The 26,608-nt window shown below is 27.1% G+C and carries 39 protein-coding genes; 17 read left to right on the forward strand and 22 right to left on the reverse strand.

Translation table 11 applies throughout. From position 1 onward, the window contains the following. Nucleotides 1–226 precede the first annotated feature (226 nt). Nucleotides 227–463 (forward strand): hypothetical protein, encoded by a 237-nt coding sequence (locus LG295_RS10355; RefSeq protein ID WP_017722402.1) that lies wholly within the window; start codon nt 227–229, stop codon nt 461–463. 4 nt (nt 464–467) lie between these two features. On the opposite strand, the gene LG295_RS10360 is transcribed toward LG295_RS10355, so the two are convergent. The 3 genes from LG295_RS10360 to LG295_RS10370 all read right to left on the reverse strand — a co-directional run bounded on the left by LG295_RS10360 (nt 468) and on the right by LG295_RS10370 (nt 2,024). Further along, nucleotides 468–686, reverse strand: coding sequence for a YozE family protein (locus LG295_RS10360; protein WP_107531674.1), 219 nt, complete (start codon nt 684–686; stop codon nt 468–470). A gap of 558 nt (nt 687–1,244) precedes the next feature. Beyond that, a complete protein-coding gene (locus LG295_RS10365) occupies nt 1,245–1,451 on the reverse strand; it encodes a TM2 domain-containing protein (RefSeq protein WP_017722404.1) in 207 nt (68 codons plus the stop codon). A gap of 69 nt (nt 1,452–1,520) precedes the next feature. Beyond that, the gene (locus tag LG295_RS10370) at nt 1,521–2,024 is read right to left on the reverse strand and encodes a hypothetical protein (RefSeq protein ID WP_404475862.1); all 504 of its coding nucleotides are present in this window, start codon (nt 2,022–2,024) and stop codon (nt 1,521–1,523) included. 229 nt (nt 2,025–2,253) lie between these two features. On the opposite strand from LG295_RS10370, the gene tsaT reads away from it, so the two are divergent. Next, entirely contained in the window at nt 2,254–2,436 is a 183-nt protein-coding gene (gene tsaT, locus LG295_RS10375) for a type II toxin-antitoxin system toxin TsaT (protein ID WP_029377611.1), read from the forward strand. 228 nt (nt 2,437–2,664) lie between these two features. Here tsaT and LG295_RS10380 read toward each other — a convergent pair whose 3' ends face one another. Further along, complete coding sequence (locus tag LG295_RS10380) at nt 2,665–2,874, reverse strand: hypothetical protein (RefSeq protein WP_107558603.1); 210 nt, start codon at nt 2,872–2,874, stop codon at nt 2,665–2,667. 164 nt (nt 2,875–3,038) lie between these two features. Between LG295_RS10380 and LG295_RS10385 the strand changes: the two genes are divergently transcribed. The 6 genes from LG295_RS10385 (at nt 3,039) to vraX (ending at nt 6,162) form a co-directional block, all read left to right on the forward strand. Continuing rightward, nucleotides 3,039–3,287: a hypothetical protein gene (locus LG295_RS10385; protein WP_107531763.1), complete on the forward strand. Its 249-nt coding sequence runs from the start codon at nt 3,039–3,041 to the stop codon at nt 3,285–3,287. Nucleotides 3,288–3,420: 133 nt separating this feature from the next. Further along, complete coding sequence (locus LG295_RS10390; protein WP_404475866.1) at nt 3,421–3,552, forward strand: hypothetical protein; 132 nt, start codon at nt 3,421–3,423, stop codon at nt 3,550–3,552. 100 nt (nt 3,553–3,652) lie between these two features. Next, on the forward strand, nt 3,653–4,615 hold the full coding sequence (locus LG295_RS10395) for an arsenic resistance protein (protein ID WP_107558604.1): 963 nt from the start codon (nt 3,653–3,655) through the stop codon (nt 4,613–4,615). A gap of 227 nt (nt 4,616–4,842) precedes the next feature. Beyond that, complete coding sequence (locus tag LG295_RS10400; RefSeq protein ID WP_017722411.1) at nt 4,843–4,971, forward strand: hypothetical protein; 129 nt, start codon at nt 4,843–4,845, stop codon at nt 4,969–4,971. A 243-nt stretch (nt 4,972–5,214) separates the two neighbouring features. Continuing rightward, nucleotides 5,215–5,391, forward strand: coding sequence for a hypothetical protein (locus LG295_RS10405; RefSeq protein ID WP_199186537.1), 177 nt, complete (start codon nt 5,215–5,217; stop codon nt 5,389–5,391). 606 nt (nt 5,392–5,997) lie between these two features. Further along, nucleotides 5,998–6,162 (forward strand): C1q-binding complement inhibitor VraX, encoded by a 165-nt coding sequence (gene vraX / locus LG295_RS10410; RefSeq protein ID WP_017722413.1) that lies wholly within the window; start codon nt 5,998–6,000, stop codon nt 6,160–6,162. Nucleotides 6,163–6,421: 259 nt separating this feature from the next. On the opposite strand, the gene LG295_RS10415 is transcribed toward vraX, so the two are convergent. After that, on the reverse strand, nt 6,422–6,862 hold the full coding sequence (locus LG295_RS10415) for a GNAT family N-acetyltransferase (RefSeq protein WP_107531761.1): 441 nt from the start codon (nt 6,860–6,862) through the stop codon (nt 6,422–6,424). A gap of 200 nt (nt 6,863–7,062) precedes the next feature. Next, on the reverse strand, nt 7,063–7,449 hold the full coding sequence (locus tag LG295_RS10420; protein WP_107558867.1) for a VOC family protein: 387 nt from the start codon (nt 7,447–7,449) through the stop codon (nt 7,063–7,065). A 243-nt stretch (nt 7,450–7,692) separates the two neighbouring features. Here LG295_RS10420 and LG295_RS10425 point away from each other — a divergent pair, with 243 nt between their 5' ends. After that, the gene (locus tag LG295_RS10425; RefSeq protein WP_107531759.1) at nt 7,693–7,893 is read left to right on the forward strand and encodes a helix-turn-helix transcriptional regulator; all 201 of its coding nucleotides are present in this window, start codon (nt 7,693–7,695) and stop codon (nt 7,891–7,893) included. Nucleotides 7,894–8,073: 180 nt separating this feature from the next. Here the strand turns inward: LG295_RS10425 and LG295_RS10430 are convergent, their stop codons facing one another. Next, nucleotides 8,074–8,256, reverse strand: coding sequence for a hypothetical protein (locus LG295_RS10430; RefSeq protein WP_107531758.1), 183 nt, complete (start codon nt 8,254–8,256; stop codon nt 8,074–8,076). Nucleotides 8,257–8,374: 118 nt separating this feature from the next. Beyond that, nucleotides 8,375–9,196: an alpha/beta hydrolase gene (locus tag LG295_RS10435; RefSeq protein ID WP_107531757.1), complete on the reverse strand. Its 822-nt coding sequence runs from the start codon at nt 9,194–9,196 to the stop codon at nt 8,375–8,377. 196 nt (nt 9,197–9,392) lie between these two features. Here LG295_RS10435 and LG295_RS10440 point away from each other — a divergent pair, with 196 nt between their 5' ends. Then, complete coding sequence (locus LG295_RS10440; protein WP_107558790.1) at nt 9,393–9,881, forward strand: MepB family protein; 489 nt, start codon at nt 9,393–9,395, stop codon at nt 9,879–9,881. A gap of 26 nt (nt 9,882–9,907) precedes the next feature. Here the strand turns inward: LG295_RS10440 and LG295_RS10445 are convergent, their stop codons facing one another. Beyond that, on the reverse strand, nt 9,908–10,285 hold the full coding sequence (locus LG295_RS10445; RefSeq protein ID WP_107558789.1) for a DUF1722 domain-containing protein: 378 nt from the start codon (nt 10,283–10,285) through the stop codon (nt 9,908–9,910). Nucleotides 10,286–10,531: 246 nt separating this feature from the next. Here LG295_RS10445 and LG295_RS10450 point away from each other — a divergent pair, with 246 nt between their 5' ends. The 3 genes from LG295_RS10450 (at nt 10,532) to LG295_RS10460 (ending at nt 11,784) form a co-directional block, all read left to right on the forward strand. After that, nucleotides 10,532–10,804 (forward strand): hypothetical protein, encoded by a 273-nt coding sequence (locus tag LG295_RS10450; RefSeq protein ID WP_107556325.1) that lies wholly within the window; start codon nt 10,532–10,534, stop codon nt 10,802–10,804. 346 nt (nt 10,805–11,150) lie between these two features. After that, nucleotides 11,151–11,333, forward strand: a complete 183-nt coding sequence (locus LG295_RS10455; RefSeq protein ID WP_107531754.1) for a CsbD family protein — start codon at nt 11,151–11,153, stop codon at nt 11,331–11,333. A 283-nt stretch (nt 11,334–11,616) separates the two neighbouring features. Beyond that, the gene (locus LG295_RS10460) at nt 11,617–11,784 is read left to right on the forward strand and encodes a hypothetical protein (RefSeq protein WP_199186531.1); all 168 of its coding nucleotides are present in this window, start codon (nt 11,617–11,619) and stop codon (nt 11,782–11,784) included. Nucleotides 11,785–11,900: 116 nt separating this feature from the next. Here LG295_RS10460 and LG295_RS10465 read toward each other — a convergent pair whose 3' ends face one another. From LG295_RS10465 to LG295_RS10480, 4 genes are all read right to left on the reverse strand, one after another. After that, nucleotides 11,901–12,239: a metalloregulator ArsR/SmtB family transcription factor gene (locus LG295_RS10465; RefSeq protein ID WP_107558788.1), complete on the reverse strand. Its 339-nt coding sequence runs from the start codon at nt 12,237–12,239 to the stop codon at nt 11,901–11,903. Nucleotides 12,240–12,252: 13 nt separating this feature from the next. Further along, nucleotides 12,253–12,873 carry a CadD family cadmium resistance transporter gene (locus LG295_RS10470; RefSeq protein WP_199186530.1) on the reverse strand — a complete coding sequence of 207 codons (621 nt, stop codon included), beginning with the start codon at nt 12,871–12,873 and terminating at the stop codon, nt 12,253–12,255. Between the two features lie 313 nt (nt 12,874–13,186). After that, entirely contained in the window at nt 13,187–13,723 is a 537-nt protein-coding gene (locus tag LG295_RS10475; protein WP_107558786.1) for a CHAP domain-containing protein, read from the reverse strand. Between the two features lie 705 nt (nt 13,724–14,428). After that, the gene (locus tag LG295_RS10480) at nt 14,429–14,800 is read right to left on the reverse strand and encodes a VOC family protein (protein ID WP_107531953.1); all 372 of its coding nucleotides are present in this window, start codon (nt 14,798–14,800) and stop codon (nt 14,429–14,431) included. Between the two features lie 350 nt (nt 14,801–15,150). Here LG295_RS10480 and LG295_RS10485 point away from each other — a divergent pair, with 350 nt between their 5' ends. Continuing rightward, nucleotides 15,151–15,309 carry a hypothetical protein gene (locus LG295_RS10485; RefSeq protein ID WP_158262640.1) on the forward strand — a complete coding sequence of 53 codons (159 nt, stop codon included), beginning with the start codon at nt 15,151–15,153 and terminating at the stop codon, nt 15,307–15,309. A 51-nt stretch (nt 15,310–15,360) separates the two neighbouring features. Continuing rightward, on the forward strand, nt 15,361–15,534 hold the full coding sequence (locus LG295_RS10490; RefSeq protein WP_167456087.1) for a hypothetical protein: 174 nt from the start codon (nt 15,361–15,363) through the stop codon (nt 15,532–15,534). Nucleotides 15,535–15,841: 307 nt separating this feature from the next. Here LG295_RS10490 and LG295_RS10495 read toward each other — a convergent pair whose 3' ends face one another. Continuing rightward, a complete protein-coding gene (locus tag LG295_RS10495) occupies nt 15,842–16,225 on the reverse strand; it encodes a YxeA family protein (RefSeq protein ID WP_107558879.1) in 384 nt (127 codons plus the stop codon). Between the two features lie 260 nt (nt 16,226–16,485). Continuing rightward, nucleotides 16,486–16,650, reverse strand: a complete 165-nt coding sequence (locus tag LG295_RS10500) for a hypothetical protein (protein WP_158256300.1) — start codon at nt 16,648–16,650, stop codon at nt 16,486–16,488. 212 nt (nt 16,651–16,862) lie between these two features. Here LG295_RS10500 and LG295_RS10505 point away from each other — a divergent pair, with 212 nt between their 5' ends. Next, the gene (locus tag LG295_RS10505; protein WP_107558892.1) at nt 16,863–17,525 is read left to right on the forward strand and encodes an HAD family hydrolase; all 663 of its coding nucleotides are present in this window, start codon (nt 16,863–16,865) and stop codon (nt 17,523–17,525) included. Here LG295_RS10505 and LG295_RS10510 read toward each other — a convergent pair. From LG295_RS10510 to LG295_RS10520, 3 genes are all read right to left on the reverse strand, one after another. Next, complete coding sequence (locus tag LG295_RS10510; RefSeq protein WP_318833064.1) at nt 17,522–17,998, reverse strand: DinB family protein; 477 nt, start codon at nt 17,996–17,998, stop codon at nt 17,522–17,524. The genes LG295_RS10505 and LG295_RS10510 overlap by 4 nt on opposite strands. A gap of 278 nt (nt 17,999–18,276) precedes the next feature. Further along, the gene (isaB, locus tag LG295_RS10515; protein WP_326001062.1) at nt 18,277–18,786 is read right to left on the reverse strand and encodes an immunodominant staphylococcal antigen IsaB family protein; all 510 of its coding nucleotides are present in this window, start codon (nt 18,784–18,786) and stop codon (nt 18,277–18,279) included. A gap of 870 nt (nt 18,787–19,656) precedes the next feature. Beyond that, on the reverse strand, nt 19,657–20,550 hold the full coding sequence (locus LG295_RS10520; RefSeq protein WP_404476872.1) for an iron-hydroxamate ABC transporter substrate-binding protein: 894 nt from the start codon (nt 20,548–20,550) through the stop codon (nt 19,657–19,659). A gap of 940 nt (nt 20,551–21,490) precedes the next feature. On the opposite strand from LG295_RS10520, the gene LG295_RS10525 reads away from it, so the two are divergent. Further along, nucleotides 21,491–22,246, forward strand: a complete 756-nt coding sequence (locus LG295_RS10525) for a LysR family transcriptional regulator (protein WP_107558731.1) — start codon at nt 21,491–21,493, stop codon at nt 22,244–22,246. Between the two features lie 1,066 nt (nt 22,247–23,312). Here LG295_RS10525 and LG295_RS10530 read toward each other — a convergent pair. The 4 genes from LG295_RS10530 to LG295_RS10545 form a co-directional block, all read right to left on the reverse strand. Next, the gene (locus LG295_RS10530) at nt 23,313–24,146 is read right to left on the reverse strand and encodes a hypothetical protein (protein ID WP_107558732.1); all 834 of its coding nucleotides are present in this window, start codon (nt 24,144–24,146) and stop codon (nt 23,313–23,315) included. Nucleotides 24,147–24,564: 418 nt separating this feature from the next. After that, nucleotides 24,565–24,966: an arsenate reductase (thioredoxin) gene (gene arsC / locus LG295_RS10535; RefSeq protein ID WP_107558733.1), complete on the reverse strand. Its 402-nt coding sequence runs from the start codon at nt 24,964–24,966 to the stop codon at nt 24,565–24,567. Between the two features lie 17 nt (nt 24,967–24,983). After that, nucleotides 24,984–26,276 (reverse strand): arsenite efflux transporter membrane subunit ArsB, encoded by a 1,293-nt coding sequence (gene arsB, locus LG295_RS10540; protein WP_199186526.1) that lies wholly within the window; start codon nt 26,274–26,276, stop codon nt 24,984–24,986. Beyond that, the gene (locus LG295_RS10545; RefSeq protein WP_107558734.1) at nt 26,276–26,590 is read right to left on the reverse strand and encodes a metalloregulator ArsR/SmtB family transcription factor; all 315 of its coding nucleotides are present in this window, start codon (nt 26,588–26,590) and stop codon (nt 26,276–26,278) included. The genes arsB and LG295_RS10545 overlap by 1 nt, the downstream gene beginning before the upstream one ends. Nucleotides 26,591–26,608 lie beyond the last annotated feature (18 nt).

The raw sequence follows: 26,608 nt of genomic DNA on the forward strand, positions 1-26,608 counted from the left end.
GTAAATAGTATCATTATGGAAGATCATAATTTTTGTCATTCCATATTCATGTTAGTTTGTCCTGCATGCCCCATTGCAACTTTTTAAAATATAATATTCTATTACAAAATTAGATAACAAATAAAATACTTTAGAAGAAATAAATTTATATTATGCAAACCGTTTTATTTATGTTTTACATGGGTAAAAGTTAACGTCGGATTTACAATATTGAGGAGTGTTTTTTATGAATCAAATTAATGAATGTAATTATATCAATCCTTCTAAAGTTTCACTTGATTGGGAATGCTTTGTACTAAGCAAAAGTGACATGGAATTAGATGGATTGCCAAAAGAACTCATTAATTCTTGGATGGCACAAAATATCATTGAACCATTTTCTATTAGAAACAACGAGATTAATTTTAAAACAACAGATATAAAAGCTGCTTTAGAAAAACAAAATTGGTATTATGACAATTAAAGTATTAGTTAGCTAACTCTATATTATTTCGGTATAAACTTAATGCTCGTTTTGCAGAAGCTAAAACTTCATGATCAAAATAATTACTATAGAAATACGAATTTAATGCAATAAAACTTGTTTCATTTTTCGGAAAATTTTTGTCGCCTATAATATTATGCGCAAGTTGACCGAGCGGTGTATCATCTTCTATAAAACCGATTACAAAATCATAAAATGTCATAAGCATTACCTCGATTATCTATATTTTAATCGTTACCGTCTTTTCAATGTGTGAGCGTTTGTTTAATCATAACAAATAATAATGTTTTGTCTATCACGATACATTTATAAATTTAAATGTTTTTAAATTAAATACTGCCATGACAATATTTAATTTGAATTGTAAAATTTACAAAGTTTTTTTAATTTAATGTTAATTCCATAAATTCAACTAAAGGTAGGCGTATTTATATAACATAACTGTATAAAGCGCCTACCTATTCAACGTGTCTAATAAAATAAATGAACTAACTATAACATTACAAAAAGTAATAAAATTTCTTATCACTATTCTCTTTATATAATTTAGCAGTTGCTTCAACTAGCAAATTTTTCTATATGCATAAATGAATTAATACAAATATTTTTTCAATTAATATCTCCTTTTTGTACTGTTTTATCGCTTACCAAAACTACTCGCTATGAACATATACATTACCATTCAAACAAAAAGAGCTGTAAAGTAATCTAAAACGATAGATTGCTTTACAGCTCACATGCATATACTTCTTAATTTTGCTTATACTAACACGTTACCATTTTGATCTGCTGGTTTAAATAATGTTAATATTGCACCTATAATAGCTAAAATTTGTGGAATTCCGGTCCAACAAAAAACCAAGAATAATAAGCCCATTCCAGTTTTTCTAGCATAAAATTTATGAATTCCAAAGCTACCTAAAAAAACAGCTAAAACAATGTAAATAACTTTATTTACTTCATTCATATTTTTGTCTCCTTACTTAATTTATATTGACTCCATTATACATCAAACTATTTAATAAATTAAATAATATTACATATTATTATAATATACTTTGAAATAAGTTTGTTCTAACTCCAAAATCTTTGAATAACTATTAGGCATAATTTCAATGCTTAATTCGATAAACTTGTCTAAAACTAATATTATCAATTGTACGTTATACTTATCATCTTTAAACTTGTGTTTAATTTGTTCAATTATTGTATTTTCTTCTAAGAGTACCAATGCACGGCCATAAGTTTTATCTACTTTGCCTCTTTGAAAAGCTGGCTCTAAATAATTAAGCATGTCATCTATACTTTTATAAGTTTCAAGTCCAGTTTGGATATGCAAATGAATTTTGTCAGCGATTTCTCTAATTCTCTCATCTTCTTGTTTATTTTTGGGCATTAATCCTTCGCGAATCATATTTTTTTGTTCAACTATATCATTTTCTACTTGATTATATAACTCAACAAATTCACTAACACTTTTTGACTTTAATGCTTCTATCTTTTGTTCAATCTTTGTAAAGTTACTGTTATAATCTTCCATTATTATTCCTCTTTTCATACTTTAAATAATTAAAGGCTATTATTTATTATCCATTCTTTAAATAAGTGAAACTTTAAAATTCATCCTATATGAGATTGTAAATTAGTGATAAGATGATAATGCTATAAGATTAAATGTAACTACAGTTAAATTTTTTAAGATTCACATAAATTTTGCACAAATTTAACAGTTTTATAAATGCATACACATAAAAAGGAGGTGTAGTATTTTGAATCTACATTTCATGGTCGTTTTTTGGTTATCGGTAATTTTCTTAATTTGTGGTATAGGCGCACTTATCGCATACAAAGTAAGAGGGTCACAACAAGCTAAAGAATCTTTACTAGGTGTTACAGTCATGCTAATTGTTTTTGGTGTTGTTGGTATACTATTCTCATTAATATTTAGTTAAAAAATAAATTTAAAATTTATTTTTTAGAAGCATCTATAAAACTATACTTCGAAAAACACCCTATATTATTTCTTAACACAAATTAATCAGCGCAAAATACTAAACACAGGTCTATAAATCCATATTGCTTTAAATTAGGAACAAGGCAGAAATCAATTTTGATTATGTCCTGTTCTTTTTTTGCTAAAATCAAGCTACGTTTTCTATTTATTTTTTAAACTTCACTTTTTAATCTTGAAGAAAAGTGTAAATGATTAATATTACTATTGCTAAAACAAAATAATAAATAAAGCGCTTGAAAGTACGTCTCTTTTCATGACGTATTTCATCTTTGGCATAATTTTTATTTTCATGTAATCTTGTATTAATAAATAAAAATGGCATTGTTGCTAAAAATGCGAAAATAAGACTTAATATTACAATAATAACTATGTTCATAGGTTCACCTCTATAAAAACATTATTTACTTAATTCTTATTCCCTGTATTTTGTACTTTAATGGAAATTTGATTAAATATATTAGATGTAGTGTTACAGTTTTATGATTTATAATGAAATTAATTTCGATTTAACTCGATAAAAATTAAAAAGGAGGCACCATTTTGAATTTAACTTACTTGCCACAATGGACAGTTATTAATCAAAGTCAAAAACAGTTTGTTATCCAAGAGGATGAAACGTCCATTTCAATAGTTAGTCCTATAAATGACTACGCCATGGGTATTTTAAGCCAGGTATCTTTTGATATCGAACAAGGAGCTGTTACAAACTATAAAGTAGAAAATAACAGCAAATCGTTACTCATTGAAATCGACGAATCAAAAAAACACTTAATAATTAAAGATATTTAAAATACTGTGTGCTGAACATAAATCAAAGTGAATTATTAGATTTATATTTTCACTTATTAACGTAAATAACGGGTATAATATTTATAGCGTGAGTTATTAATTTTATCTAATATAAGATGGGTGAGTGATTCGAATGAAATTCTTCAGAAATTTATTGTTACTCGTATCTGGTGTATTAGTCGTCTGTGCATTATTATTAAGTGTTGATAGTTCAACTAATGAAAAAGTAGAAAACAAAGTTAGTGTTCAAGATAAGCAAAAATAATAAATTAATAGCAATTTAACTAACAATCATTAAAATTCTATATAATGATTGTTAGTATTATATTTGAGGATTTATTTTTATATTTTAAAGAGAGGTAACTATGCAACATTTAAAAATTAAAATTGAAAATTACCAAATTTACATATATTTTACCGTTATATTACTTGCTATAATTATAGGATTAACATCAGACCATTTAACTAAATTACTTGAATCTGTCATCCCTTTCTTTATTGGAATTTTAATGTTTAGTATGTTTTCACAGATTCCTTTTTTTAAATTACGCAAAAACATGCTAAATGGCAAATTTATGATAGCCCTAATTTTATCAAATTTCATACTCATCCCTATCTTCGTATATGGTTTAATTCAGTTATTCAATATTACTTCCCCTGCTATATTGATAGGTTTAATGCTCGTATTGTTAACACCTTGTATTGATTATGTAATTGTCTTCACCTCGCTAGGCAAAGGCAACGCACAATATATGTTGATTTCTACACCTATTTTATTTATTTTACAAATCATCTTATTGCCCTTGTACTTTGTTATCTTTAATAGCGAAAACGCCTTTTCTTTCAGAGATTTAGCGCCATTTATTCAATCATTTATCATTTTTATCGTTCTGCCCTTTATGGTTGCTGCATTACTACAATATTTTAGTAAACATGCTTTGGCTTTTGAGAAAACGTTAAAAATTACTGGATGGCTTCCAGAAATTTTTATGTCTTTTGTACTTTTTGCAGTCATTGGATCTCAAATACATAAAATCACTCATGATTTAAACATCGTCGTTACTGTTCTCCCAATCTATATCATATTTATAATTATCGCTCCTTTTATTGGATATCTATCAGGAAAACTATTCGCATTAGAAACTGCGACTTTAAGAACATTAGCCTTTAGTTCAAGTACAAGAAACGCTTTGGTTGTATTACCTTTAGCCCTTTCATTACCAGATAGCTGGGTAACGATTACAACAACTGTGATTATCACACAAACGTTGGTTGAATTAGTAGGAGAGATCTTTTATATAAAAATCATACCTAGATTAATCAAATAAAGTTTTCTGTAGAATCTTTAAACCAATACATCCGACGGTCTAGGTATAAAAAAAGTTTTTTATTTATTAACAATTACATATCATACAACTAAAACATTTGCTATAATAGATATCAATCGTAAAATATTACCTTTTGGTTTAAAATCTTCGTATAAGTTAATATTTTAATACGCTTGGATATGAATTTATTATGTTTCATATTGAAATTAAACTAAGGAGTGGATGTTTTGAAGAAATTTATTTTAGTTTTATTAGGGGTATTAGGCACAGCATTTTTAATCAAACCATTATTAACAGTTGTAGTCGATGATGAAGACGAAAGTGTTGATGAGGACCGAACAAACGAACAATTTTAAACTCAACTATTTATAAATTACAATAAGTTAATTATGAATATATTCAAAAGCGCCGACAAACTCTTAAGATTTTGTTGGTTTTTTATTTTGCTTATTTTAGGCACAATTCAAATATTGTTATTTTGTGTATTTTTACTATAAAATAGATATATAGTTTTCTTTCCTAATGATTTTGTATTCCATTATTTCACTAAACCTTTAAGCCCTCTATACATGAGAAATTTCTAAATTTGAGGTGATTTTATGCAAATACTAAGAAAAGTGACTGACAATGACAGTCTGTTATATTATGTAAAAACTGACCTAGGTTTAATTATTAAAATTAAAGCTAATCCCTCTTTAAACAAAGCCGAAACAAAACAAATGTTGATTGATGTAGCAAATGAAATGGATGATAAATTGAGGAGCAATATTGAATAAATAACAGACTTCATATTCGAGCATTTAATAACTGCTTATGTCTAATACCTCCCCATTATCTAATTTCATTTCTATAAAAGATTCACTTCTTAAGGAATTAATATCATAAGACACTTAGATTAACTGTGAAAGAATCTGTAGTTAAAGATTTTTTCACAGTTTTTATAATTTTATAAAAGAATCACTTCAAATTTTCTTAGAGATTAAATTACAAAAAAAGCGCCACTCTTAAGAATGGCGCAAATCTCGAAAATATAATCCACACTAGAGTTTGGAGGACTTCTTGTGCTTATTAATATCTACCCCAAAGTAATTTAATAAAAACATAAATAACTAAATTAATATTAAATTTCTTAGATGTATTTATTGATGATAGACATTCATTTCCATCTCTTTAATAATATATAATTTGCTGTTTAAGAAAAAAATTAAATGAATTCAATCATACTGTTGGAAAACAAATTAATAAAAAGTTATCCTATATATAAAGCATTATAATGAAATGAGTGATTAAATAAGCGTTATTCGTAGTAATAATTTACAACGCATTTTTATTTAGTTAGGTAGTAGATTAAATAGAAATGTTTCAATAAAAAGGGTGATGAAATGGAAGTACTACGTAAAGTTTATAAGGACGATGAACCAGTCTATCATGTAAAGACTGACAAAGGATCAGTTATAAGAATCAAAGGTTCTGATGAATTAACTGACCAAGAAACTGAAGAACTATTAACACTGGTGTCTCAAGATATTGATAAAATGAAAAAATAAACAACTACATTTTATAGACTACTACAAAATGTATAGTGCAAAAACTTATTAGGTGCATGTTTAAAGAAAGGGGCAATTAAACAATAAACACCTGCATAAGTTAAAAATACATTAACAGTAATAATATAATGAGATAACAACTTAATAATACGTTTCGAATATACCATTCTAAGCGTATTAATATATACGAAATGCGTGAATATGAAACCTAAACATTGTTTTAGATTTCAACTTCACGTATTTTTATTTTATCAGATTATTAACGAGCTAAATACATTTGAAAGGTTATATGAGGAATATTGTCTTCTAAATAAACGTCTGAGACACTTTCAAAGCCAAATGACTCGTAAAATGATTTAAGGTATGCTTGACCAGATATTCGAATCTGCGTTTGCTTATAGCTTTCTTTAATCTTATTTAACGTTGCTTTCACAATTTTTCTACCATAATTAGCTTTTCTATATTTTTCTACTACTAGCACTCTACCAAAAGTAATATAAGACGGATGTTCTATAATACGACTATATGCAACGATTTCTTCTCCGTTTTTAAGCATTACATGTAAAGTATTTAAATCAAATTCATCTACTTCTTGATACGTACAATTTTGCTCAACTATGAATACATTGACTCTAGCTTGGAAAACTTTAACCAATTCTATATTCGACATTTCTTTTGTGTGCTTAACAACTAACTCCATCCTATATTCCTCCAATAAATAAAAATGTACCAGATTTACCCCATCCTCTTAAAACGAGAACACATAGCATAAATCTAGCACTATCAACAAAATTAATCCATCTAATAACAAACAATATATTTAATTCTTATTCGAGCTGAAATCATATAGCATAAGATTATTTGCACTTTTCATGATGACTTTAACTAAAAGTTTATATTTTATTGTTCAACAATTTGAATTAAATTACCACACGTATCATCAATTATGGCATATTTCACACCTTCAACCTCTTTGGGTTCTGTATAAAATTTGACCCGTTTATTTAACAATACTTCATGTTCTTTCTCCAAGTTATCTACACCAAACATGGTTACCGGTATACCCGCTTCATATAAACCGTCTTGATAGTTTTTGGCAATCGGACTTTCATTAGGTTCCAAAACGATTTCAACCGGGTTATTAGAATGATCTTCAGTAACCGTTAACCATCTAAAGCCGCCCCCCATTTCAATGTTATGCTTTAATTTAAATCCTAATTTTTCGGTATAAAATTGTTTTGCTTCATCTTGATTATTAACAAAAATACTCATAGCAATTATTTTCATTATAAATCTCCTTCTTCTTAATTTATTTATTATATATACATTCCCAAACTAGATAATTTTGACACATAACTACAATTAACTATTGAATTTACACATTTCTATATCAAGATAAATAATAAATGTAAATATACAATTTTTTATTTAAATTACTTAAATAAAAAAACATAAATTTTGTAATAATAGTACCCATATATTACAATTAAAAGTGGTATTCGTATTATCTATTTATAGGAGTGAACGATTGTGAAAATTCTTAACGAATTACGCGAGAAATCTAATTTAAGCATATCCAAACTAGCTATTGATTTGAATCATGGCTATGGGACAGATATCAGAAATTGCCAAATATGGGACTGGGAAAATGGCTATCGCAAAATTTCAGAAAAAGATGCTGCAATGCTAGCAGACTATTTTAATGTTTCAGGAGAAACATTTACTTCATAATTGCATTAAACGGAATGTAATATAAATTAAGGGACAATAAATTGTTAATAAGGCTATGACATAGCAAATGTCATAGCCTTTCTTCTTGTACATGATATTATCAAACAACTTTAATAACAGGCTCTAATTACTAAAAGTAACTATTTCTATCAATTACATTGCAACTCATATCATTACTATCTATTTTTTGTAGACAATCGTAATAAAGTAATCAACGCCTTCAATACTATTTGTTACAGATGGTGTAACACTCACTAATTCCCAGTGTTGCTTCTCATCTACATATTGTAAGAATTCGTTGACACGTTCATCAAATTCTTCAAAACTTTCTTCATATTGCATGTGTAGTGTTTTTATCTTCATTATTATCTTTCCTTTCAACCATTTTTTCCTAGACCAATTGTAAATCTTTATTTTTTTCATAACAAACATGACGATACTTGTTTAGTTTGGTTAAACACTTTTATTGTAAGGATACTTTTTAAATTTTAGAAATACGTATTTCATTATCTAGCCAATCAACAATTTCTTTGAAAATACTTAAATTATAAGACGATTCATTAAATATCTCATGTTGTAATCTATCATAAATATGAATAGATTTATGCTCAGATTCTATTTCTTGGTACAATTGTAGTGAATCATGGTAACTTACTAATCCATCTTCTTTACCATGTAATATCAAAATATTGTTAGTAAAGCGCTCCGCATTATTTTTCAAATAAGTGATGCCATCTAATAATGTACGAATCAGACCCATAGATATCTGTTTCGCGTTTAATTGGTCAATTTCATATTTTCTAATAACTTCAGCATCAGAACATACACCATCCCCTAATTCATTTTTAATATAAGTGTCCGATGAAAAGCTTGGATCAGGATTACCGAATAATTTATTATTATACCTTGTTAAAGCACCCGATGTAACTACACCATCTACAGCACCAGGATAAATCGTTTCAAATAAAGTTACTGTATAACCGCCCATGCTATGTCCAATTAGATACACTTTCCCTTCGAAAGTAGTTTTTACGTATTCTATTATAGCTGTTAAATCTTCTACAATTTCATACATATTACTGTAATAAGTTTGTGCGCCTCCAGACCTGCCATGTCCTCTTTGGTCGTATCTTATAACATTAAAGTTATTTTCATTTAAATATGCCGTTAAAATATCGTAACGATCTAAATGTTCGGCTAATCCATGTACTATAATAATGTTTGCCTTCGCTTCTGGAGCATCATTTATTTTAGTATACAATTTCGTATTATCTGATGAATTTAAATATTTAATATAATGCATCTTGTTCACCCCTCGATTTATAAATTCTATACTCGCCATTATGTCTACCCTTATTGTATCAATTTACACTTATCTTTTTATATAATGACTTTCCTGTTTATTGTAGATATTAATTGATTCGCACTCCTAAAAATAGTTATACAGTAATGAATTTGGTATACTCAAAATAATCAAAACTCAATGAAGAAGGTACATTATGTATAAATCAATAGACTTTATAAGCTCCATATTTAAATCTACGAATAGTATTAATCTTAAAAATTGGGAAACAGAATTTTTTAACGAGGAGTATGAGAGTTGCACTTTTCAAGCTAACAATCAAAATTGCAGAAGTAGAATTGCTAAAAAAACACCAAATAAACAAGGCTATTTTGTAGTATTTTGGACTAAAGATAACAATAATAAAAACAGGCCTTTTACATATAATGAATCATGTGACAAATTAATTATTACAGTAATCGATGGCAGTCATAAAGGGTTATTTATATTTCCAAGAGACGTGTTAGCTAAACATAATATTATAGCTAACGGAGCAAAAAAAGGAAAAATGGCAATGAGACTTTATCCAACTTGGGAACACAAATTAAATCAAACTGCAATTAAAACTCAAAGGTGGCAATCAAATTATTTTATTGAATTAACTGATAATATTGACAAACCTTTATTATATAAATTGTTAAATTGAAATTTAACTATAACCTGTGCATAAGGTCAGTTTAATTTTTGTATTATTGTTGAAGATTTAATGTAGTTTACATCATAATAATTTGCCATGCTTTTTAAAAATTGTAATAGATATATTTCATCAACTTCTTCTTTTTTAAATGCTTCTTTTAAATAGTTATGTAAACTTTTTTCTGATGAACTACACTTTCTTTTAAAATAACCCCACATATGATCATATGCATTAATTATTGACCCAGTACTTGGTGTAGTATTTAATGCTTCATTAATTAAAGTTTCAATTTCTTCTATCGTTGTATCATATTTCAACTGTTCTCTAATCATTTTATATTTATTTTGATCGTGCCATAGAACCTCATATTTATGTTGTTTCCATAACTGCTCAATTTGATATTGTCCACTCATTGTAATGTATCCTTTTTAACTCTCCCACTAAACATATATTTTAATTGGAGAACCTATTTTTATGAAATAGATATTGCTATTATCTGTATAAATATTATTACCTTATTTTCATTTTTACAAACCAGAATAACACCTATATTGTTGAAATTACAGGTAGAAGTATAAAAACTAAAATATAGTTAAAACTAGGCTCCTACAACTTCTAAATTACAGTTAATGATATGCTTGTATGGGAGCGTGATATAAATGTCAAAATATATATTATCTTATAATTTAAATTCCATTTCATACGGATATGAAAAATTACCAGCACAATTAAACTCTTTAGGTAATGCACTATATATTTATAGTGGGTTGTGGTTTTTGCAAAGCGACTTAGACAAAAACACAATCTGTGAAAGTATCAAAACATCTTTTAATGCAACTGATGATTTTCTAATTTTTGAAATTGAACAAAGCCCTTTAGGTACATTAAATGCACAAAAATATTCTGAAATTCAAAAAATACTAGATGCATAAAGTCATAATTTATTTAAATAATATCTAATATTTCTCAATCATACATCTTATACAGTTTTACTACTCAAAATGCCTTTATAACACATATTGCATGATTGTCACTCTATTGTTTAGGAGGAATAGTTTTTTATTCATAATCTCCTTTTCCATAGCGAACAATGAATTTTCTATTAAAGTAACATATGACTGTTCACCATTACTTTTTCTCCATATTATAAACTTTGTTATTCCTACCATATGTAATCCCTTTTAAATATACCAAGTTATATACATTTTGATTGTTTTAAATTTTATCATTTTGTATATTATTTATAGAATAATCTAAAATATTTTTGAGGTGAATAACATGGCAGATGAAAGTAAATTTGAACAAGTTAAGGGAAACATAAAAGAAACAGCAGGCAATGTTATGGATAATAAAGCATTAGAAAAAGAAGGTAAAGAAGATAAAGCTTCTGGTAAAGCTAAAGAAGTAACTGAAAACGTTAAAGACAAAGTCAATGGCGTTATCGATAAATTAAATAAGTAATAATAATTTATGTAAGATCACAATTCTAATTATTGTGGTCTTTTTTATAGCTACATTTACAACAATTCATTAAATAGGTCAAAAAAAGATTTCTTTAAAATTAAATCTTATCAGCCTACATATAAACATAGTACACTTTATAGTTGCAAAAGCGTTTATATGTAGTACAATTAAACAAAACATACTATTTCTATAGGAATATCAAATTTATAGTTAAATAGTGGATTTATTTAAACGTATATACTCAAACTAAATTTTTAAAGAGCTATTTTAAGGGGACATTATGAAAATTATTAAATATGAAATTGGTAGTATAGACATTAGTTACACAGTCGAGACATATAAAGGTCATGTATTTACACATGCTTTTCCTAAAGATACACCGTCAGATAATGTTCAACGTTATTTGATGCTATTATCAAATACTGTGGATGAAAGAAAAATTAAATAAACACTTTTAACTTGTATAACAAAGGAGTGAATCGGCCACTTATTAAAACAATTCGTTGGCTGAAACACTCCTTTATGCTTATTCATGCTACTTACTAATTTATTAGTTACCTAACATTATAAATTATCCATAAAAAATGTTTTTATTTGTTCATCTTTTATAAAGTAATAAGACATTTTTCCTTCTTTATATTTATCAAGTACCCCTTTTTTATATAATAATCTTAAATGATGTGATGTAGTTGCAATACTCATATTTAATAATACAGATATATCACATACACACATTTCACTTTCTTTTAATAATCCAAGTATAATTTTAACTTTAGTCTCATCAGAAATCTTGCTAAAAATACTTAATAGCGACTTAGGTGCAGCTTCTTCAATGAAATTCTGTGCGTTTTCAATTTTCTGTTCATGCACACACTGCACTTCACAAATATAATCATTAGCCATCTCTTCCACTTCCTTAATTTATAATTAAATTATAAATAGTTTGTATTGTCTCATTTTCAATTATAATGAATAATCCTAACCCTATGTATATTACAGCCATAATCCAGCGGTTAAATCGTTCAATTACTTCACCTATGCCTGGGATTTTTGATAAAAGTTGTGCTGAAAATACTAATACCAAAATTAAAATAATAAATATGATTAATGTAGTTATCAGCTCTACTGTATTTAAAGTTACAAAGTATGGTACAAATAAACCAACATTGTCTGCGCCACAACTAGCTATGGTAACAAGTGCAACCATACCAACAAGCTTACTTAGGCCTTTTTCATTTAATTCTCTTTTAGCTCTCTCCTCACCTTCACAATCACCAGAAATAGCTACGCGAATCCCTAAATAAATTGGTATTAAACCTAATAACCCTAAAATCCATTTTTCAGGAACATAGTTTAATACAAATGCTAAAAATAAACTTATTAAAATTAATGATAATGAACCTACATATTGGCCAATATAAATATCTCGATATTCTTTTTTTGTATTAGCTCTAGCAAAAAATATTAATAAAATGACTAATAAATCTACCGCTGTAGCTGTGTACAGAATAATTGCTGTAATAATAGTTTGTAGCATAACACACCTCATTCAAAAATACTTTTGAATGTATTGTATAATATTTAACATCATAATTAAATAGAAAATCCACTTACTACTATATAATTTATTTTTATACTCCACCAATAAGTCCACAGTATTCAGTTAAAAATCAAAAAATACGGGACATCAATCTAATTTAAAAAATAAGATTTTAATGCCCCGTCAAAATAAGAATCGCATCTCATCCTGTATGCTTATAGAATTTACAATAAAATGCTTACATATTTAAAAACTGAAATTGAAGATGATATTTCAGTTTTTGACTTATTATTAATTTTTAATTATTCATTTATTTACTGTAATGTGGTCGAATAAATACCAATTCTGATTCATAATCATGAACTACCTTATGCGCAACCTCGGTTTTATCTTCACCTCCACCTTCCCAATTTTGGTCTAAGGATTGAAATTGAAGATAATTACCATCATAGTTGCCGTTAGTTACAATCGCAGTATGACCAGCACCTTCACCATAATTTTCATTAAACACCACAATATCGCCTGCAGTTGCTTTGAAATCAGGTGTATTTTCATAAACTGTCGCTTCACCTATAAAATTATTTTCTTCTGGAATATCTTTTGCATAATCACCCTTTAATCCATGACCATATAAATAATCCCACTGTTCATTTACAAGATCAAAGCATTGCCATCCATATTCCGAATCATAATCCCAACCTTGACCGTTTAAAGTTTCAACATGATTAATTGCATCTTGTTGTGTTGCATTTGTAGCAGCTGAAGCATTACTAGATTGGTTTATTACAAATATGTATAATGTTGCCATCATTAAAAACGTACTGATTTTTAAAATATACTTAAACATATAAAGCCCCTTTGTTTATTATAATTATGATGTACCTTTAATTTTCACTATAACTTATTTCATTAATTCTTTATACTAAAACTATTGCCACAAAACATAAACGGAGGTATCATAATGGAATATTTTGCTACATTATATTTTTTTCACTGGTAAAATCGGTGCTGGTAAATCAACAACTGCTAAAAAATAGCTAAAGATAAAAATGTCCTACTATTATCAGAAGATGACATACTTGAACAATTTTGTCCAAATCAAATAAAGACATTTGATGATTACTTAACCTATTCAAATCTTATTAAATCTTTTATTAAATATCACGTTCAAAATTTATTAAGCGTTGGTACAAATGTGGTCATGGATTTTCTAGGCAACACTCAAAAACAGCGCAAGTGGCTTAGCAATATCTCTTCAGAAATCCATGTTAGCCACAAACTCATTTAACTAAATATATCAGACGAAATATGTTTACAAAGGTTAAAACAGCGAAATATTGAAAATCCTGAAAGAGCTAATTTTGACACACAAGAAACGTTTAATTATGTTAACCATTTTTTTGAAGTACCTAATGAATCTAGAGGATTAAATATATTAGAAATAACTTAGTAATCATTCACTAACTTTTTCACATAAAATTAAAGAACACTTCTTATGATTTTTAAAATTCATAAATAGCGCTCTTTTTTCTATAACTTTGTACAACTCTAATTAGTCACTCACTGCGAAATAATTGCCTTGACCATCTTGAAAATTAAACACCCTTGTACCTGACATTTCAATTATGTCATGACCAGTTAAGCCTTTTTCTTTTAATTTTTCATACAATGCATCAAGATTCTTTTCTTTAAACATTAGAGATGGCGTTGTAACACTTACTTCAGGACTGTATTTTTCCATAAACTCTTTTTCAATAATTGAAATAGATGTTTCGACATTATGATTTGGTGTCACTTCTACTGCTTTAAAGCCTTCTGCCATTTCTTCTTCAGAAACTACAACAAACCCTAAAATATCGGTCCAAAATTCAACTGCTTTCGCTTGATCATCAACATATAACATCACTCGATTTAACTTTTCCATTTAAAAATCCCCTCACTTGTTTTATGTATACTTACCCTTTATATTATCGTTAAGAAACATCATTAGTAATAATTACTTCAAATGACTGGTATACAAAAAATATTAAGTAGTTAACATCAAGTTTCTATTTAATTATAAGTAATTATATTGTGAAATATAAGATTTTGTTATCACAAAACTTATTTATATATAGTACAATTAACTAATATAATTATTTTGCGTAGATATGTAGAAAAATCCATATGAGTGTTATTAATAAATCTTAGCATTTGAGGGTATATAAAAATTTATTAGCACAAAATTAAGGATATCCGAAAGATCCTTAAAATTTTATTTAAAGGAGCATATTTATGGAGATTGTAGATTTTAGTTATGACCACGAAAATTATACTTACATTGTAAAGACTATGTCAGGTGTCTTATTTTCTCATTCAGTACACAAAGATATGCCACCTAACAAAGTTACTTCTGAATTACTTCGAAGAGAAAGACACATTGAACAACAATAACTAACTTATTACATTTAGCAAAAACGGGAAATCAAACTTAAGGGAGTTAATATGAAAATATTAAATTATAGTATAGAACACGATGTTTTTAGCGAACTTGTTACTATTGTGGCAGAAACAGCAAAAGGGAAACAATTTAGTTTTACTTTTGCAGATAGCCACACACTTAAAGAAGTCAAAGTTAAATTGGAAGAACTTGCTGATGCATTAGACAACAATAAATAATTTAAAACACTTGAAGCATAACGATACTATCAATTATTTAACTTATGAGATATAGCATATTAATCACTGCCATAAACAAGGCAGTGATTTTTTATATAATTCTAACAAATATTTATATAATTTCTTAGACAGAAATATTCTATCCATACTTATATTTACAATTGATAAGTGAAAAATTCAGCACTTATCTTTTTTATGAAATGAATACCTAGTTTTTCGTTACATAACCATCATTTCACGTTTCTAATCAAAATCATTAACATACAAAAATGTTAAAAACCTCATCAATAATGATGAGGTTTAGACATTATAGTTTAATTTTTGCTTTTCTAGGTATATCTTTTTCTTTCACTTCACTATACCCTTTAACTTCTCCTACTTTATAATCTAATTCTAAATAATGATTGGTCTTTAATTTTTTAATAGCTGTATAAGTAATCTCTTTTTCATTACCGTCCTTATCATATGCTTTATTTGTATATTCATATTGTTTAGTACCCTCACCAGAATCTTTTACACTTCTAGGCTCATTAGTCTGTATATAATATTTTTCACTTGTAATTAAAGGATTTAAATTAGCAAGATTTCTAACATTTTTACTATCTGTATGTGATTCAGCGTATAACTTCCAAAAGAATAATGCCAAAATTATTACCACAATAAATATAATTATCCTAAAAATTATTTTCATTATTTAAACCTCCTAAACTTTAATTTAATACTAACATTTTATTATAATTGAATCGTTCGAAAATCCTTACAAAATATCACTCACATGTGACAATTTTGAAAGAAAGAGCTTATCGTGTATTCTATAAAGGTTTCTTTAGTTACATATAGTCACTTTCTAATTAACTTCAAATAACTATTGTTAAAATAGAAAAATTTAAGACTCAAAAAATAACAAACCACCCATAGATAATATTGAGTGGTTTGTTTAATCATAAATATTTATTTTAAAAGTTTATCTTTTAATTGCATTGCTACAACAATAATTAGCCCATTTGAGATTCCTGCTAAAATACTACCAAGTGTATTATCTAAATAATTAAATATACAGAATAAAATCGTAAACATTAAAATTAGAGCTACTACAACAATTAAAAAAGTTCTCATAAATCTCCTTTCGTAGACGAAAATTTATTGAAATTCTATTACTAAATTATTGTACTTTCTTGGCTTAACTAAAGTCTATTTATTATTTTGTAATACTTCATTAATATTATATTGCATTTCAAATGTTGAATGTCTAAGATACATAGCACTTTAATTATATGGTAACATTGATTTAATTTATTAAATATTCTTAAACAATTGGGAGGCTTTTTATGATAAAAGCAATTTTATTTGATTTAGATGGAACACTTTTAGACAGAGAAAGCTCATTAAATAATTTTATCGATGACCAATATGACAAATTCATTAATTACTTAAAACATATTGAAATAACTACTTTCAAAAATAAATTTATAGAATTAGATAAAAATGGATACGTTTGGAAAGATAAAGTTTATGCACAATTAATAGACTATTTTAATATTAATCACTTAACACTTGATGTTTTTCTTAATGACTATACAACTAACTTCTGGAAAAGTTGTTTACCTTATCCCAATTTATATAAAACTTTAAAGATACTTACCTCAAATAATTACAAGTTAGGTATCATAACTAATGGTAAATTCCCATTCCAATATAATAATATTGAATCTTTAAAAATCGAAGAATATATGGATATAATTTTAGTATCTGAAAAAGAAGAAGTTAAAAAACCTAACCCACTTATTTTTGAAAGAGCTGCTAAGAAATTAGGAGTAAAATTAAATGAATGTATTTTTGTCGGTGATAGTTTAGATAATGATTATAAAGCATCTAAGATAGCTGGAATGTATCCGATATATAAAGCAAACAATGACCAATATTCAATTAGTACAATACCTACAATCCAAGATTTATCTGAGATACCTTGTATGATTAATAACTACAACTAACTAGTTGATAATTTATTAATCATAGATTTTAATAATACAATTTGACCAAAATGTCGATTAGTATGAAGAATGGCAAAATGAATAGATTCATTAAAATTTTCCATAACTATATCTGCATCTTTAAGAATAATTGCTTCTTTTCTATCTTTCATTAATTGCTTTTCTAATCTATTAAATATTCTATCAAATTGTTCGTCCAACAATAAATTCAGTTCCTTAAAAGAAGGCTCATTTCCATCAAAATCTGTTGGCGATGTACCCCATAGAAAATATTTTGCAGCAGTTTGATTTAATGCATTTTCCCCATTAATGGTTTCAAATACTAAAAAATCATTTAATAAAATTAAATGACCTAATTGCCATTTAATATTATTATTAGCGACGTTCGGTTGAAAAGTAGCTTTATCTTCATCAATATCTTTTAAATGTTTTTTTAATAATTTATACGATGCTTGAAATTGTTCTTTAATCATTTTATAATCCCTCACCTAGAAAATTAATGAATTTACTATAAACTTCTTAGTATTAAAACACTAGCATTTATTTTTATTTATTGCAAAAAACTAATATATGTCAATTTTAATTTTTATCTATTCGAATATAAACTAAGGTAATAAAAATACAAGCCTTCAACCACAACGGTTAAGAGCTTGTATATAAAGACGATGAATTTTCATTAAAACATTTATCTATATTTTAAATGTCACTGTAAGAGTTGTTATATCCCCGTTAAAATTCACGTAGTAATATATTAACCATCTACGCCACCATAACCAATATGTACATCGGTTACGTTAACATTATTTGTATTAAACATTACGCTTATCTCATTATTTGGTCTATAAATATATATACTATTTGAATTTTCATGTGTTTTCATCTTAATTAAACTAGAACCATCTGCATTTTTCAATTGTTGTACTGTTAATTTATCTTTAACATTAAAATCAACTAAATTTGCACTTTTATGATTTTCGCTTACCTCAGAAAAACTTTGATCATACTTAGTAAGACTATCATTTCCAGTATTACTTGTTACTTTTATACCATTAAAAGTTAAATCATTAAATTTAATACCATTCATAAATTCTTTATCCAATAAAAAACTTGAGTCATTCCCAGCGTAACCCTCATAATTATAGCATGGGGTTTGAGCTGTTTCAGCTTCTATATGCGAATCTCCAGAATTAACAAAATTTAAACTTAAAATAGAACTAAATGCGATACTACTTGCTAGTGTTATCTTTGAAATATTTTTCATGTGGAACGCCTTCTAAGTAGTTTTGAATCTTAAATGATTCGTCACTACCTTATACTAATAGTCACAATCACACAACTAAATATATAAACAATAATATTTAACGCATTCATTCTAAAGATTTAGATAAACATCTAGTAACATGTGTGGGCGGTCTGATATCAAAAAAAATATAAAACACCTTTGCTATAATAATTAAAGCTAAAACACAAATTACAGCTAATAAACTAAAATAAATACTATTTTTGTAACTAATGTTTTATCGCTTTTACTTATAATTTTATAAATTTCATTTCCTCAAAGAATCAAAGCAGAAATACCGAATACAATAAATCCAATTCCTAATACATAACCTAGAACGTCTAAAACCATAATTTCCGCCCCCTTTTTTATGTGATTTACAAATATAATAACAAAAAATATTGGTTGTAAAACTAACATATTTGCCACATTATTCTTCTAGCTTTTACCCAGTAACTTTTAAAGTTTCAATCTGAATTCAAGCTAGCATTTAACTATTATGCATACTTATATTTCAATCCTATAAATCAAAACATATCAATAACGGTAAGTTATTCAACTATTCATAAAATATTTGTTATTTTTCATCAATTAAAAAAATATTCAAGAATCTATAATTTTTTTATGACAATAAAAGAATTAAACCAATATAAAAAAGCTTCTCTCATAAAAACTTTAGGAAAAAACTTTAAAATATTATATTAAACCAAAGTACAACTTTGGGGTTTCATTATATTTGTCCTATGTTTAATATTGAATAGATAGAACACAACAAAAAGGCAAGCACAAAAGTGCTTGCCCTTAACTATGTTTTAAGTAAATAAATCATTGTAATATTCATTAAGTTACAAATTACTCATTCAATATTTTATTTTTCAATTTCATCCTTAACTTTTCTAATGTTAATGGGTCTGTAAACCAATAATCTTCTGCTTTATATGAAATTACTCTATCATTTTTCACGGCATCTAAGTTATTCCATGTAGCTGATTCTTCAAAGTCAAATTTGCCGTTAGATGGTTTACTTAAGAAAATATAATCTCCCGCATATTCTTCTACTTCTTCTTTGGAAATTGAAGAATATCCTTTATTATCTTCTTTTAATTTTTCTTTATACTTTTTAGTCATAGGCATGCCAAACGCATCATGAACGATATCTAATCCTCGGCCCCATGTACTGTTATATATATAAATATCTTTACCATCTGGTTCAAATACTGATGCGGTTGAATTACCAACTTTACTTTGTATTTCTTTTTTATCTTTTGCAGTTTCTCTGTTCCATTTTTCAATCCAACTATTTGCTTTGCTCTCTTTATTTGTTAACTTACCAATTTCTTTTAAAATTTCTTTATGATCATATTTTGTATATGTATAAGGGACAGTTGGTGCAATTTTTTGATACTTTTTAATATTTTTATCCATTGAATCAACTATAATCAAATCTGGTTTTTCTTTAGCAACCTGTTCAACATTTCCTTCTCCTATTAATTTAGCATCTTTTAAGTAAGGTTTTAATATTGACGAATCTTTAGTTATATCAGATACAGCTACTGGTTTAATTCCTAATTCTATAAAATCACCAACATAAAACGCTGTTAAAACGGCAACTTTTTTAGGATTTTTAGGTACTTTTATAGTTTTACCATTTTCTAGTTTATAGTCTTTTGTTTCTTTTGAAGTATTCTGTGGTTTGTTAGTGTTGCTCGAACAGGCACTTAAAATAATAAAACAACATAATGCCATAATTAGAATCTTTCTCAATTTATCATCCCTATTCTCTAATTGATAATATATCTCAATTATATACATAAATGAATTTTTAGCAACTCAATAATTTAGATTTTATAAAAAAATAGGATGAGTACATAAATGACTTCCCTCAACATTCCATATGCTATTTTTGTCTCATTAAAGACTTAAATTTTCCTACATTACAATTACCTATCAAGTGAGTTTTTGTTTAATAATTCAAATAAAAGATTTATCAATACCTATAATTTCTTTACATTTAGTTCTATTATCCATTGTTTAGTGATATATCAATATAAATTCTTTTATTGTTGTTTTATCTTAACCCATACATATTCTAATACTTTTGTAAAAGCTTTTAATATAACCTATTTAGTATGTCTTAGTGTTAATACACATACACCTATTACATCAGCTATTACTTCATACCACCAAGTGTATTTAATAATCTGTTGCACCTTTACTACACTATTGTTAAATACCTTCGTAACACCTTTACAATTGAATCTACGTTTATATAAAAATACTGAAGGCCGTATAGACTAGTAATAACGACATAATTAAATTAAAGACCAAACTATGTTTATCAAGAAAGTTTTTTAAAATATCGCCAATAATACCCCAAATTAGCAAAGCGCTCCACCCTATTAATACAGTGATCAACATATACAGAAAAACCATATAATAATCATTAGCCACTGGTAAAATAAAAGCTCCTAATAACGTAATAAAGAACAATAATGATTTTACGTTTAGCAGTTGCATAATCAAGCCCTAGCTAAAAGTATATTAAGCATAATTTGAATTATTTCTTTTCTTAGAATTGTATGTTTTATACGCTAAGTACAGTAAATACACAAAACCAAGATACTTTAAAATCACCTCCCTTATAGTGTAATATTATATAGTTATTATTTTTTTAATAGAAGGATTTATGAACTACAAACAATTAAAAACATTAAAATTTCTAATTAAAACTGGTAGTTACACTAAAACTGCAGAAATTCTCAACTATACTCAATCGAATATTTCACAGCTAGAAAATGAACTTGAAAATTCACTCTTTATCAATCATAACAAAAGCATTATGCAAACTGATTTTTTAAAAAATATAATGCCACTGATAAATGATTATATAGATGTATATGAACAAATTATTAATATTTCAAAATATGAGAATAGTAGAAGAAAAATAAAAATTGCAGCACCTGAGTCATTATTAACATCTGGATTAAGTAATTTTATAAAATGTTTTTTAGAAAGTTATCATGAAATAGATATTGATTTATTTAACAATACCTGTAGCTTTAATCAGCAACAATTGTTAAATGGAAATGTAGATATTGCTTTTGCTGTAAATGAAGATATTACCAATAAATATCTTCAAAAACACAAATTAGATGATGAACAAATTGTACTTGTCACACATATGGATGCTCCCGATACTCTAGATTTACTTTTAAAAGATAATACTTTTAATCATCTTATTATTAATGAAAAAAATAGTACTTATAGACAAATGTTTGAGAAGTATATTTTCAATAATGATTATCATATATCAAAAACAACTGAGATGTGGAGTATCGATTCAATTAAGTCATTAATAACGCAGAGAATAGGTTTTAGTGTGCTTCCATTCAGAAACGTCAAAAATGAAATCGAAAATCGAAAATCGAAAATCGAAAATTAAAAATAATAAAAACTGATCGGCCTTTTCCTTTATTTCAATCATTCGCTCTTGTTAAGAAAAAAACCTGGATAAACCCAATATTAAATTTATTTTTAAAAGAAGTTAAAAATTTTAATAATTAAGTCCCAATTCATTTAATATTCTTGAATTATTACTTTCATAGCATTACTGCATAAATACAACGGAACTTTTCTTCTAATATGTAAAGAAGTATATTAGATATAAATTAAGATAAAAATAAGACTAGCACATAAGCTCCCATCAATAAACCGGCGCACTTAAAGTACACCCGATTTATTGCTATTTGCTTGTGTAAAATAATTCTTTTTCATATTTAATACGTTGTTGTTTTTCAGTCATTCTAGCAATTGCACTGTAGAATACACCCTCTCCTATACAAATATTAAATTTGTTATATATAATACAGAATTATATTCTATTACTTGAGTTACCTTACTCAACAATCGATCAAATATTTGTTTTACTCTATTCTCAGTCACATGAAGCACATTCCCAATTTCTTTGTATGAATCCCCCTCATTTAACAACCAGAAAATATCATACTCTTTATCTGTCACCACTTATTCTACAATCTCTTCTAAATCATTATAAAGTATCATATGTTCTATATTTTTATAATCATAAAAGTCTGTTTCCACTTGATTATTAAGTTCAAAGAAATCATCTAAATTATCATTATATTCTTACGGATTATTTTCCAATATATTGAGATCTTCAATCCCAAATATTTTTATATAAAATACTTCATTGCTACATAAACTCTTATTAATTTATTTGATCAGTCATTTAATTTTAGTGGTTTTTACGACTTTTTGTATTAAAAATTAAAAAGCCTATGACCATTTAAGTCATAGGCTTTTCTCATATGGAGACGGCGGGAGTTCATTATACCGTTTATGTATACATTTAAAAATTGCTATAAGTATTGTCATATCAACGTTTACATTGCCTTACCCATCCAGTGTAAAATGTTAAAATTGCAAAAACAACATAAATCTGTGGCAATATATACGTATTCATTCCCATATGCGTGAGATACCTATTTTTACTGATATCCTCCATAATATTCTGCAATAAAATCTCTAATATCATCTTTAGTTTTAAATTTAAAACTTGCCCAAAACTCATTAAAATCATCTATCTTCTCATTTATATTTGCTAAATCATGAGTATTAATCGCTTTATTAACTTCACTATTTTTCAAACTCACATCAACTTGGTTACCTAAATGATCTGTCTCTATAATTGCGTTTTCATCATCAATTTTAAATAACGCTAATCCCGAACCTCGACCACGTGTAGTATGGTTATTGTACCCATATTCTTTAATTAAGTTGTTTAGATAACTATCTATTTTATCATTAGATTTCCAAAATTCTTTGGTTAGAGCTTCAATCCTTATTTCAAGTTCTTTAAAATCATATGATATTAAAGGAAATGTACTTTCAAATGTATTATCCCTTCGGAAATGCCTATAATCTTCTTGGAACATGAGAAATTGAATCATAAAATTATTTACATCGAATGTATTTTCCAAATCATTCTTTCTTGAGTAAAAATCTAAATTTCTTTTTAGGCCTTTAGTATTAAAACTCTCTAAAACTTTATTATTACTTTGCATTGTTCGATTCAAATCATTTATCATGCTTTCCCTTTTAGCCAATTTGCTGGCATTTTCCCCCGAAATCTTAGCACCTAAATAAGCACCACCAAATGTGGCAAATATTCCAATAAAACTAATTGCTATTGTATAACCTTCCAATTTATTTTCAGGATCTACATTACTTAGTATGTAACCAACCGTAAAAATAAAAGTGAATATCATTAAACTGATTACACCAGTAATAGTTATAACAGTCTTACAATCCAATCGATTCAAGTTCTACTCACCTCTTAATTATTGTTATTTATAATTATCTTCTAAAAATCAATCTTATACAAGATGAGTTAAGAAATAATCTAACTATTTACCTACAACATGATTTTTTTATCCATTTGCTGTTAGTCAATTTTAAGTAATAGTACGTGCCCTTTTTTGACCATTTACTTTTACTTATTGGTTAGACACTTTTATCTAACTAAAATACATACTCATTTTTGAGTAATAGCTTTTGTTACATCAAATAACTTAATATATAGTTCTGACATTCACTCTCTGCTACATCGAGAACTGAATTAACATATAGTTGTTCGTTTGATGTTCTAAAATAGCATTGTGCTTTTAATCAGCGTGTGTAAAGAGTAGTTGTTATTAAACAGAGAATAAAAAGGGATACAGATAAGAAAAAACACTTACATTAGGCAAGTGCTTTTTTAAATTCCTCTATTCTATTTCCGATTTCATCTCTAACACGTTGAAATTCTGACCAATCTTTACCCGCTGGGTCATCAAAACCCCAGTGTTCTTTTCTAACGTTTGGAGGTAAAATAGGACAATTATCATCTGCATCACTACATAACGTCACGACCAAATCTGATTGTTTTAAAATATCACTATCAATCAAGTCTGACGTATGGTTTGATATATCAATATCTACCTCTTTCATAGCTTCTATTGCTTTAGAATTAACACCATGTGTTTCAATACCGGCAGAATAGACCTTCCAATCTTCACCCAATATTTCCTTTCCCCAACCCTCAGCCATTTGACTACGACAAGAGTTTCCTGTACATATAAAATAAATTGTTTTATTATCCATAATTAATGCCTCTTTTCTTAAAATATGATTAGTGTAAGGTATAAACCTAAGAGTGTTACAAATAGGACTGGAATAGTAATGATAATTCCAGTTTTAAAGTATGTTCCCCACGAAATCTTCACACCTTTTTGTGTTAAGACATGTAGCCACAATAATGTTGCTAAAGAACCAATTGGCGTAATTTTAGGTCCTAAATCAGAACCTATGACATTTGCATAAACCATGCCTTCTTTTAATATTCCTGTAGCACTGGATTGATCAATCGCTATTGCATCTATTAAAACAGTTGGCATGTTGTTCATAATTGAAGATAAGAAAGCAGCTACAAAGCCCATACCCATGATACTGCTGAATAACCCATAACTTGAAATATTTGTTAGGACATCCCCTAGAATCGTTGTAATACCAACATTTTTTAGTCCAAACACAACAAGGTACATACCAATAGAGAATACAACAATATTCCATGGTGCGCCTTTAATTACTTGTTTGGTACGAACTGCTTTGGATTTACGAGCTAACAGTACAAAGATAATAGCAATAATACCGGCAATCATTGATACAGGAATTTGTATAAACTCACTAACAAGATAACCCACAAGTAGTATTGCTAATACAATCCATGAAAGCTTAAATAATTTAGGATCTTTGATTACATTTTTAGGATCTGAAAGATTTTCTGTATCGAACTTTTTAGGTATAGATTTTCTGAAATATAACCATAAAATGAGGATACTAGCAATAAGAGAGAATATATTAGGAATAATCATTCGACTAAAATACTCAATAAACCCAATATCAAAGTAATCTGCAGAAACAATATTAACTAAGTTACTTACAATTAAGGGCAGTGATGTAGTATCAGCAATAAAACCGCTGGCAATAATAAAAGGAAAAATCACTTTTTTATTAAATCCTAGATTTCTTACCATCGCTAATACAATGGGTGTTAAGATTAAAGCTGCACCATCATTGGCGAAAAATGCTGCTACAATTGCCCCAAGTAGCATGATAAAAATAAACATTTTTAAGCCATTACCGTTTGAGGCTTTGACCATATGTATCGCAGACCATTCAAAAAAACCAATTTCATCTAATATTAATGAAATAAGAATAACAGCTACAAAGGTTAAAGTTGCATTCCAAACAATACCTGTTACTTCTAATACATCAGAAAAACTTACGACCCCTGTAATAATAGCAATAACAGCTCCAATTAAAGCTGTAACACCAATATCTAAACCTTTCGGTTGCCATATCACAAAGATTAAAGTTAAAAGAAAAATCACAATTGCTAAGGTTGTCATCATCAACATTCACCTGATTTCACATTTTTACATATACAGCGTTGATCAGAAGTATTAATGATAGTTAAATTTTGTTTGACGTCATCTAAAATAGCATGATTAAGTTTATACATGTGTTTGTTACCGTCTTTTCTTGTAGTAACTATATTATTTTCTACTAATGACTTCATATGATGACTTAAAGTTGGTTGTGAGAATTGAAAGTGTTCTAGTAAGTCACAGGCACATAATTCACCACAAGATAGTAAATCTAGTATTTCTAATCTGCTTGAATCTGATAAAACTTTTAATACTACTGATAAATTTTTATAAGACATAAATATACCTCCTATTCA

It is taken from the genome of Staphylococcus pseudoxylosus, assembly GCF_044794325.1.
Taxonomy (GTDB): Bacteria; Bacillota; Bacilli; order Staphylococcales; family Staphylococcaceae; genus Staphylococcus; species Staphylococcus pseudoxylosus.

Excerpts from the sequence above, each read along its gene's own strand:
- LG295_RS10355 (WP_017722402.1), top strand. The coding sequence starts at position 227 with ATGAATCAAATTAATGAATGTAATTATATCAATCCTTCTAAAGTTTCA.
- LG295_RS10360 (WP_107531674.1), bottom strand. The coding sequence starts at position 686 with ATGACATTTTATGATTTTGTAATCGGTTTTATAGAAGATGATACACCG.
- LG295_RS10365 (WP_017722404.1), bottom strand. The coding sequence starts at position 1,451 with ATGAATGAAGTAAATAAAGTTATTTACATTGTTTTAGCTGTTTTTTTA.
- LG295_RS10370 (WP_404475862.1), bottom strand. The coding sequence starts at position 2,024 with ATGGAAGATTATAACAGTAACTTTACAAAGATTGAACAAAAGATAGAA.
- LG295_RS10380 (WP_107558603.1), bottom strand. The coding sequence starts at position 2,874 with ATGAACATAGTTATTATTGTAATATTAAGTCTTATTTTCGCATTTTTA.
- LG295_RS10390 (WP_404475866.1), top strand. The coding sequence starts at position 3,421 with ATGAAATTCTTCAGAAATTTATTGTTACTCGTATCTGGTGTATTAGTC.
- LG295_RS10395 (WP_107558604.1), top strand. The coding sequence starts at position 3,653 with ATGCAACATTTAAAAATTAAAATTGAAAATTACCAAATTTACATATAT.
- LG295_RS10405 (WP_199186537.1), top strand. The coding sequence starts at position 5,215 with ATGCAAATACTAAGAAAAGTGACTGACAATGACAGTCTGTTATATTAT.
- vraX (WP_017722413.1), top strand. The coding sequence starts at position 5,998 with ATGGAAGTACTACGTAAAGTTTATAAGGACGATGAACCAGTCTATCAT.
- LG295_RS10415 (WP_107531761.1), bottom strand. The coding sequence starts at position 6,862 with ATGGAGTTAGTTGTTAAGCACACAAAAGAAATGTCGAATATAGAATTG.
- LG295_RS10420 (WP_107558867.1), bottom strand. The coding sequence starts at position 7,449 with ATGAAAATAATTGCTATGAGTATTTTTGTTAATAATCAAGATGAAGCA.
- LG295_RS10430 (WP_107531758.1), bottom strand. The coding sequence starts at position 8,256 with ATGAAGATAAAAACACTACACATGCAATATGAAGAAAGTTTTGAAGAA.
- LG295_RS10435 (WP_107531757.1), bottom strand. The coding sequence starts at position 9,196 with ATGCATTATATTAAATATTTAAATTCATCAGATAATACGAAATTGTAT.
- LG295_RS10440 (WP_107558790.1), top strand. The coding sequence starts at position 9,393 with ATGTATAAATCAATAGACTTTATAAGCTCCATATTTAAATCTACGAAT.
- LG295_RS10445 (WP_107558789.1), bottom strand. The coding sequence starts at position 10,285 with ATGAGTGGACAATATCAAATTGAGCAGTTATGGAAACAACATAAATAT.
- LG295_RS10450 (WP_107556325.1), top strand. The coding sequence starts at position 10,532 with ATGTCAAAATATATATTATCTTATAATTTAAATTCCATTTCATACGGA.
- LG295_RS10455 (WP_107531754.1), top strand. The coding sequence starts at position 11,151 with ATGGCAGATGAAAGTAAATTTGAACAAGTTAAGGGAAACATAAAAGAA.
- LG295_RS10460 (WP_199186531.1), top strand. The coding sequence starts at position 11,617 with ATGAAAATTATTAAATATGAAATTGGTAGTATAGACATTAGTTACACA.
- LG295_RS10465 (WP_107558788.1), bottom strand. The coding sequence starts at position 12,239 with ATGGCTAATGATTATATTTGTGAAGTGCAGTGTGTGCATGAACAGAAA.
- LG295_RS10470 (WP_199186530.1), bottom strand. The coding sequence starts at position 12,873 with ATGCTACAAACTATTATTACAGCAATTATTCTGTACACAGCTACAGCG.
- LG295_RS10475 (WP_107558786.1), bottom strand. The coding sequence starts at position 13,723 with ATGTTTAAGTATATTTTAAAAATCAGTACGTTTTTAATGATGGCAACA.
- LG295_RS10480 (WP_107531953.1), bottom strand. The coding sequence starts at position 14,800 with ATGGAAAAGTTAAATCGAGTGATGTTATATGTTGATGATCAAGCGAAA.
- LG295_RS10485 (WP_158262640.1), top strand. The coding sequence starts at position 15,151 with ATGGAGATTGTAGATTTTAGTTATGACCACGAAAATTATACTTACATT.
- LG295_RS10490 (WP_167456087.1), top strand. The coding sequence starts at position 15,361 with ATGAAAATATTAAATTATAGTATAGAACACGATGTTTTTAGCGAACTT.
- LG295_RS10495 (WP_107558879.1), bottom strand. The coding sequence starts at position 16,225 with ATGAAAATAATTTTTAGGATAATTATATTTATTGTGGTAATAATTTTG.
- LG295_RS10500 (WP_158256300.1), bottom strand. The coding sequence starts at position 16,650 with ATGAGAACTTTTTTAATTGTTGTAGTAGCTCTAATTTTAATGTTTACG.
- LG295_RS10505 (WP_107558892.1), top strand. The coding sequence starts at position 16,863 with ATGATAAAAGCAATTTTATTTGATTTAGATGGAACACTTTTAGACAGA.
- LG295_RS10510 (WP_318833064.1), bottom strand. The coding sequence starts at position 17,998 with ATGATTAAAGAACAATTTCAAGCATCGTATAAATTATTAAAAAAACAT.
- isaB (WP_326001062.1), bottom strand. The coding sequence starts at position 18,786 with ATGAAAAATATTTCAAAGATAACACTAGCAAGTAGTATCGCATTTAGT.
- LG295_RS10520 (WP_404476872.1), bottom strand. The coding sequence starts at position 20,550 with ATGGCATTATGTTGTTTTATTATTTTAAGTGCCTGTTCGAGCAACACT.
- LG295_RS10525 (WP_107558731.1), top strand. The coding sequence starts at position 21,491 with ATGAACTACAAACAATTAAAAACATTAAAATTTCTAATTAAAACTGGT.
- arsC (WP_107558733.1), bottom strand. The coding sequence starts at position 24,966 with ATGGATAATAAAACAATTTATTTTATATGTACAGGAAACTCTTGTCGT.
- arsB (WP_199186526.1), bottom strand. The coding sequence starts at position 26,276 with ATGATGACAACCTTAGCAATTGTGATTTTTCTTTTAACTTTAATCTTT.
- LG295_RS10545 (WP_107558734.1), bottom strand. The coding sequence starts at position 26,590 with ATGTCTTATAAAAATTTATCAGTAGTATTAAAAGTTTTATCAGATTCA.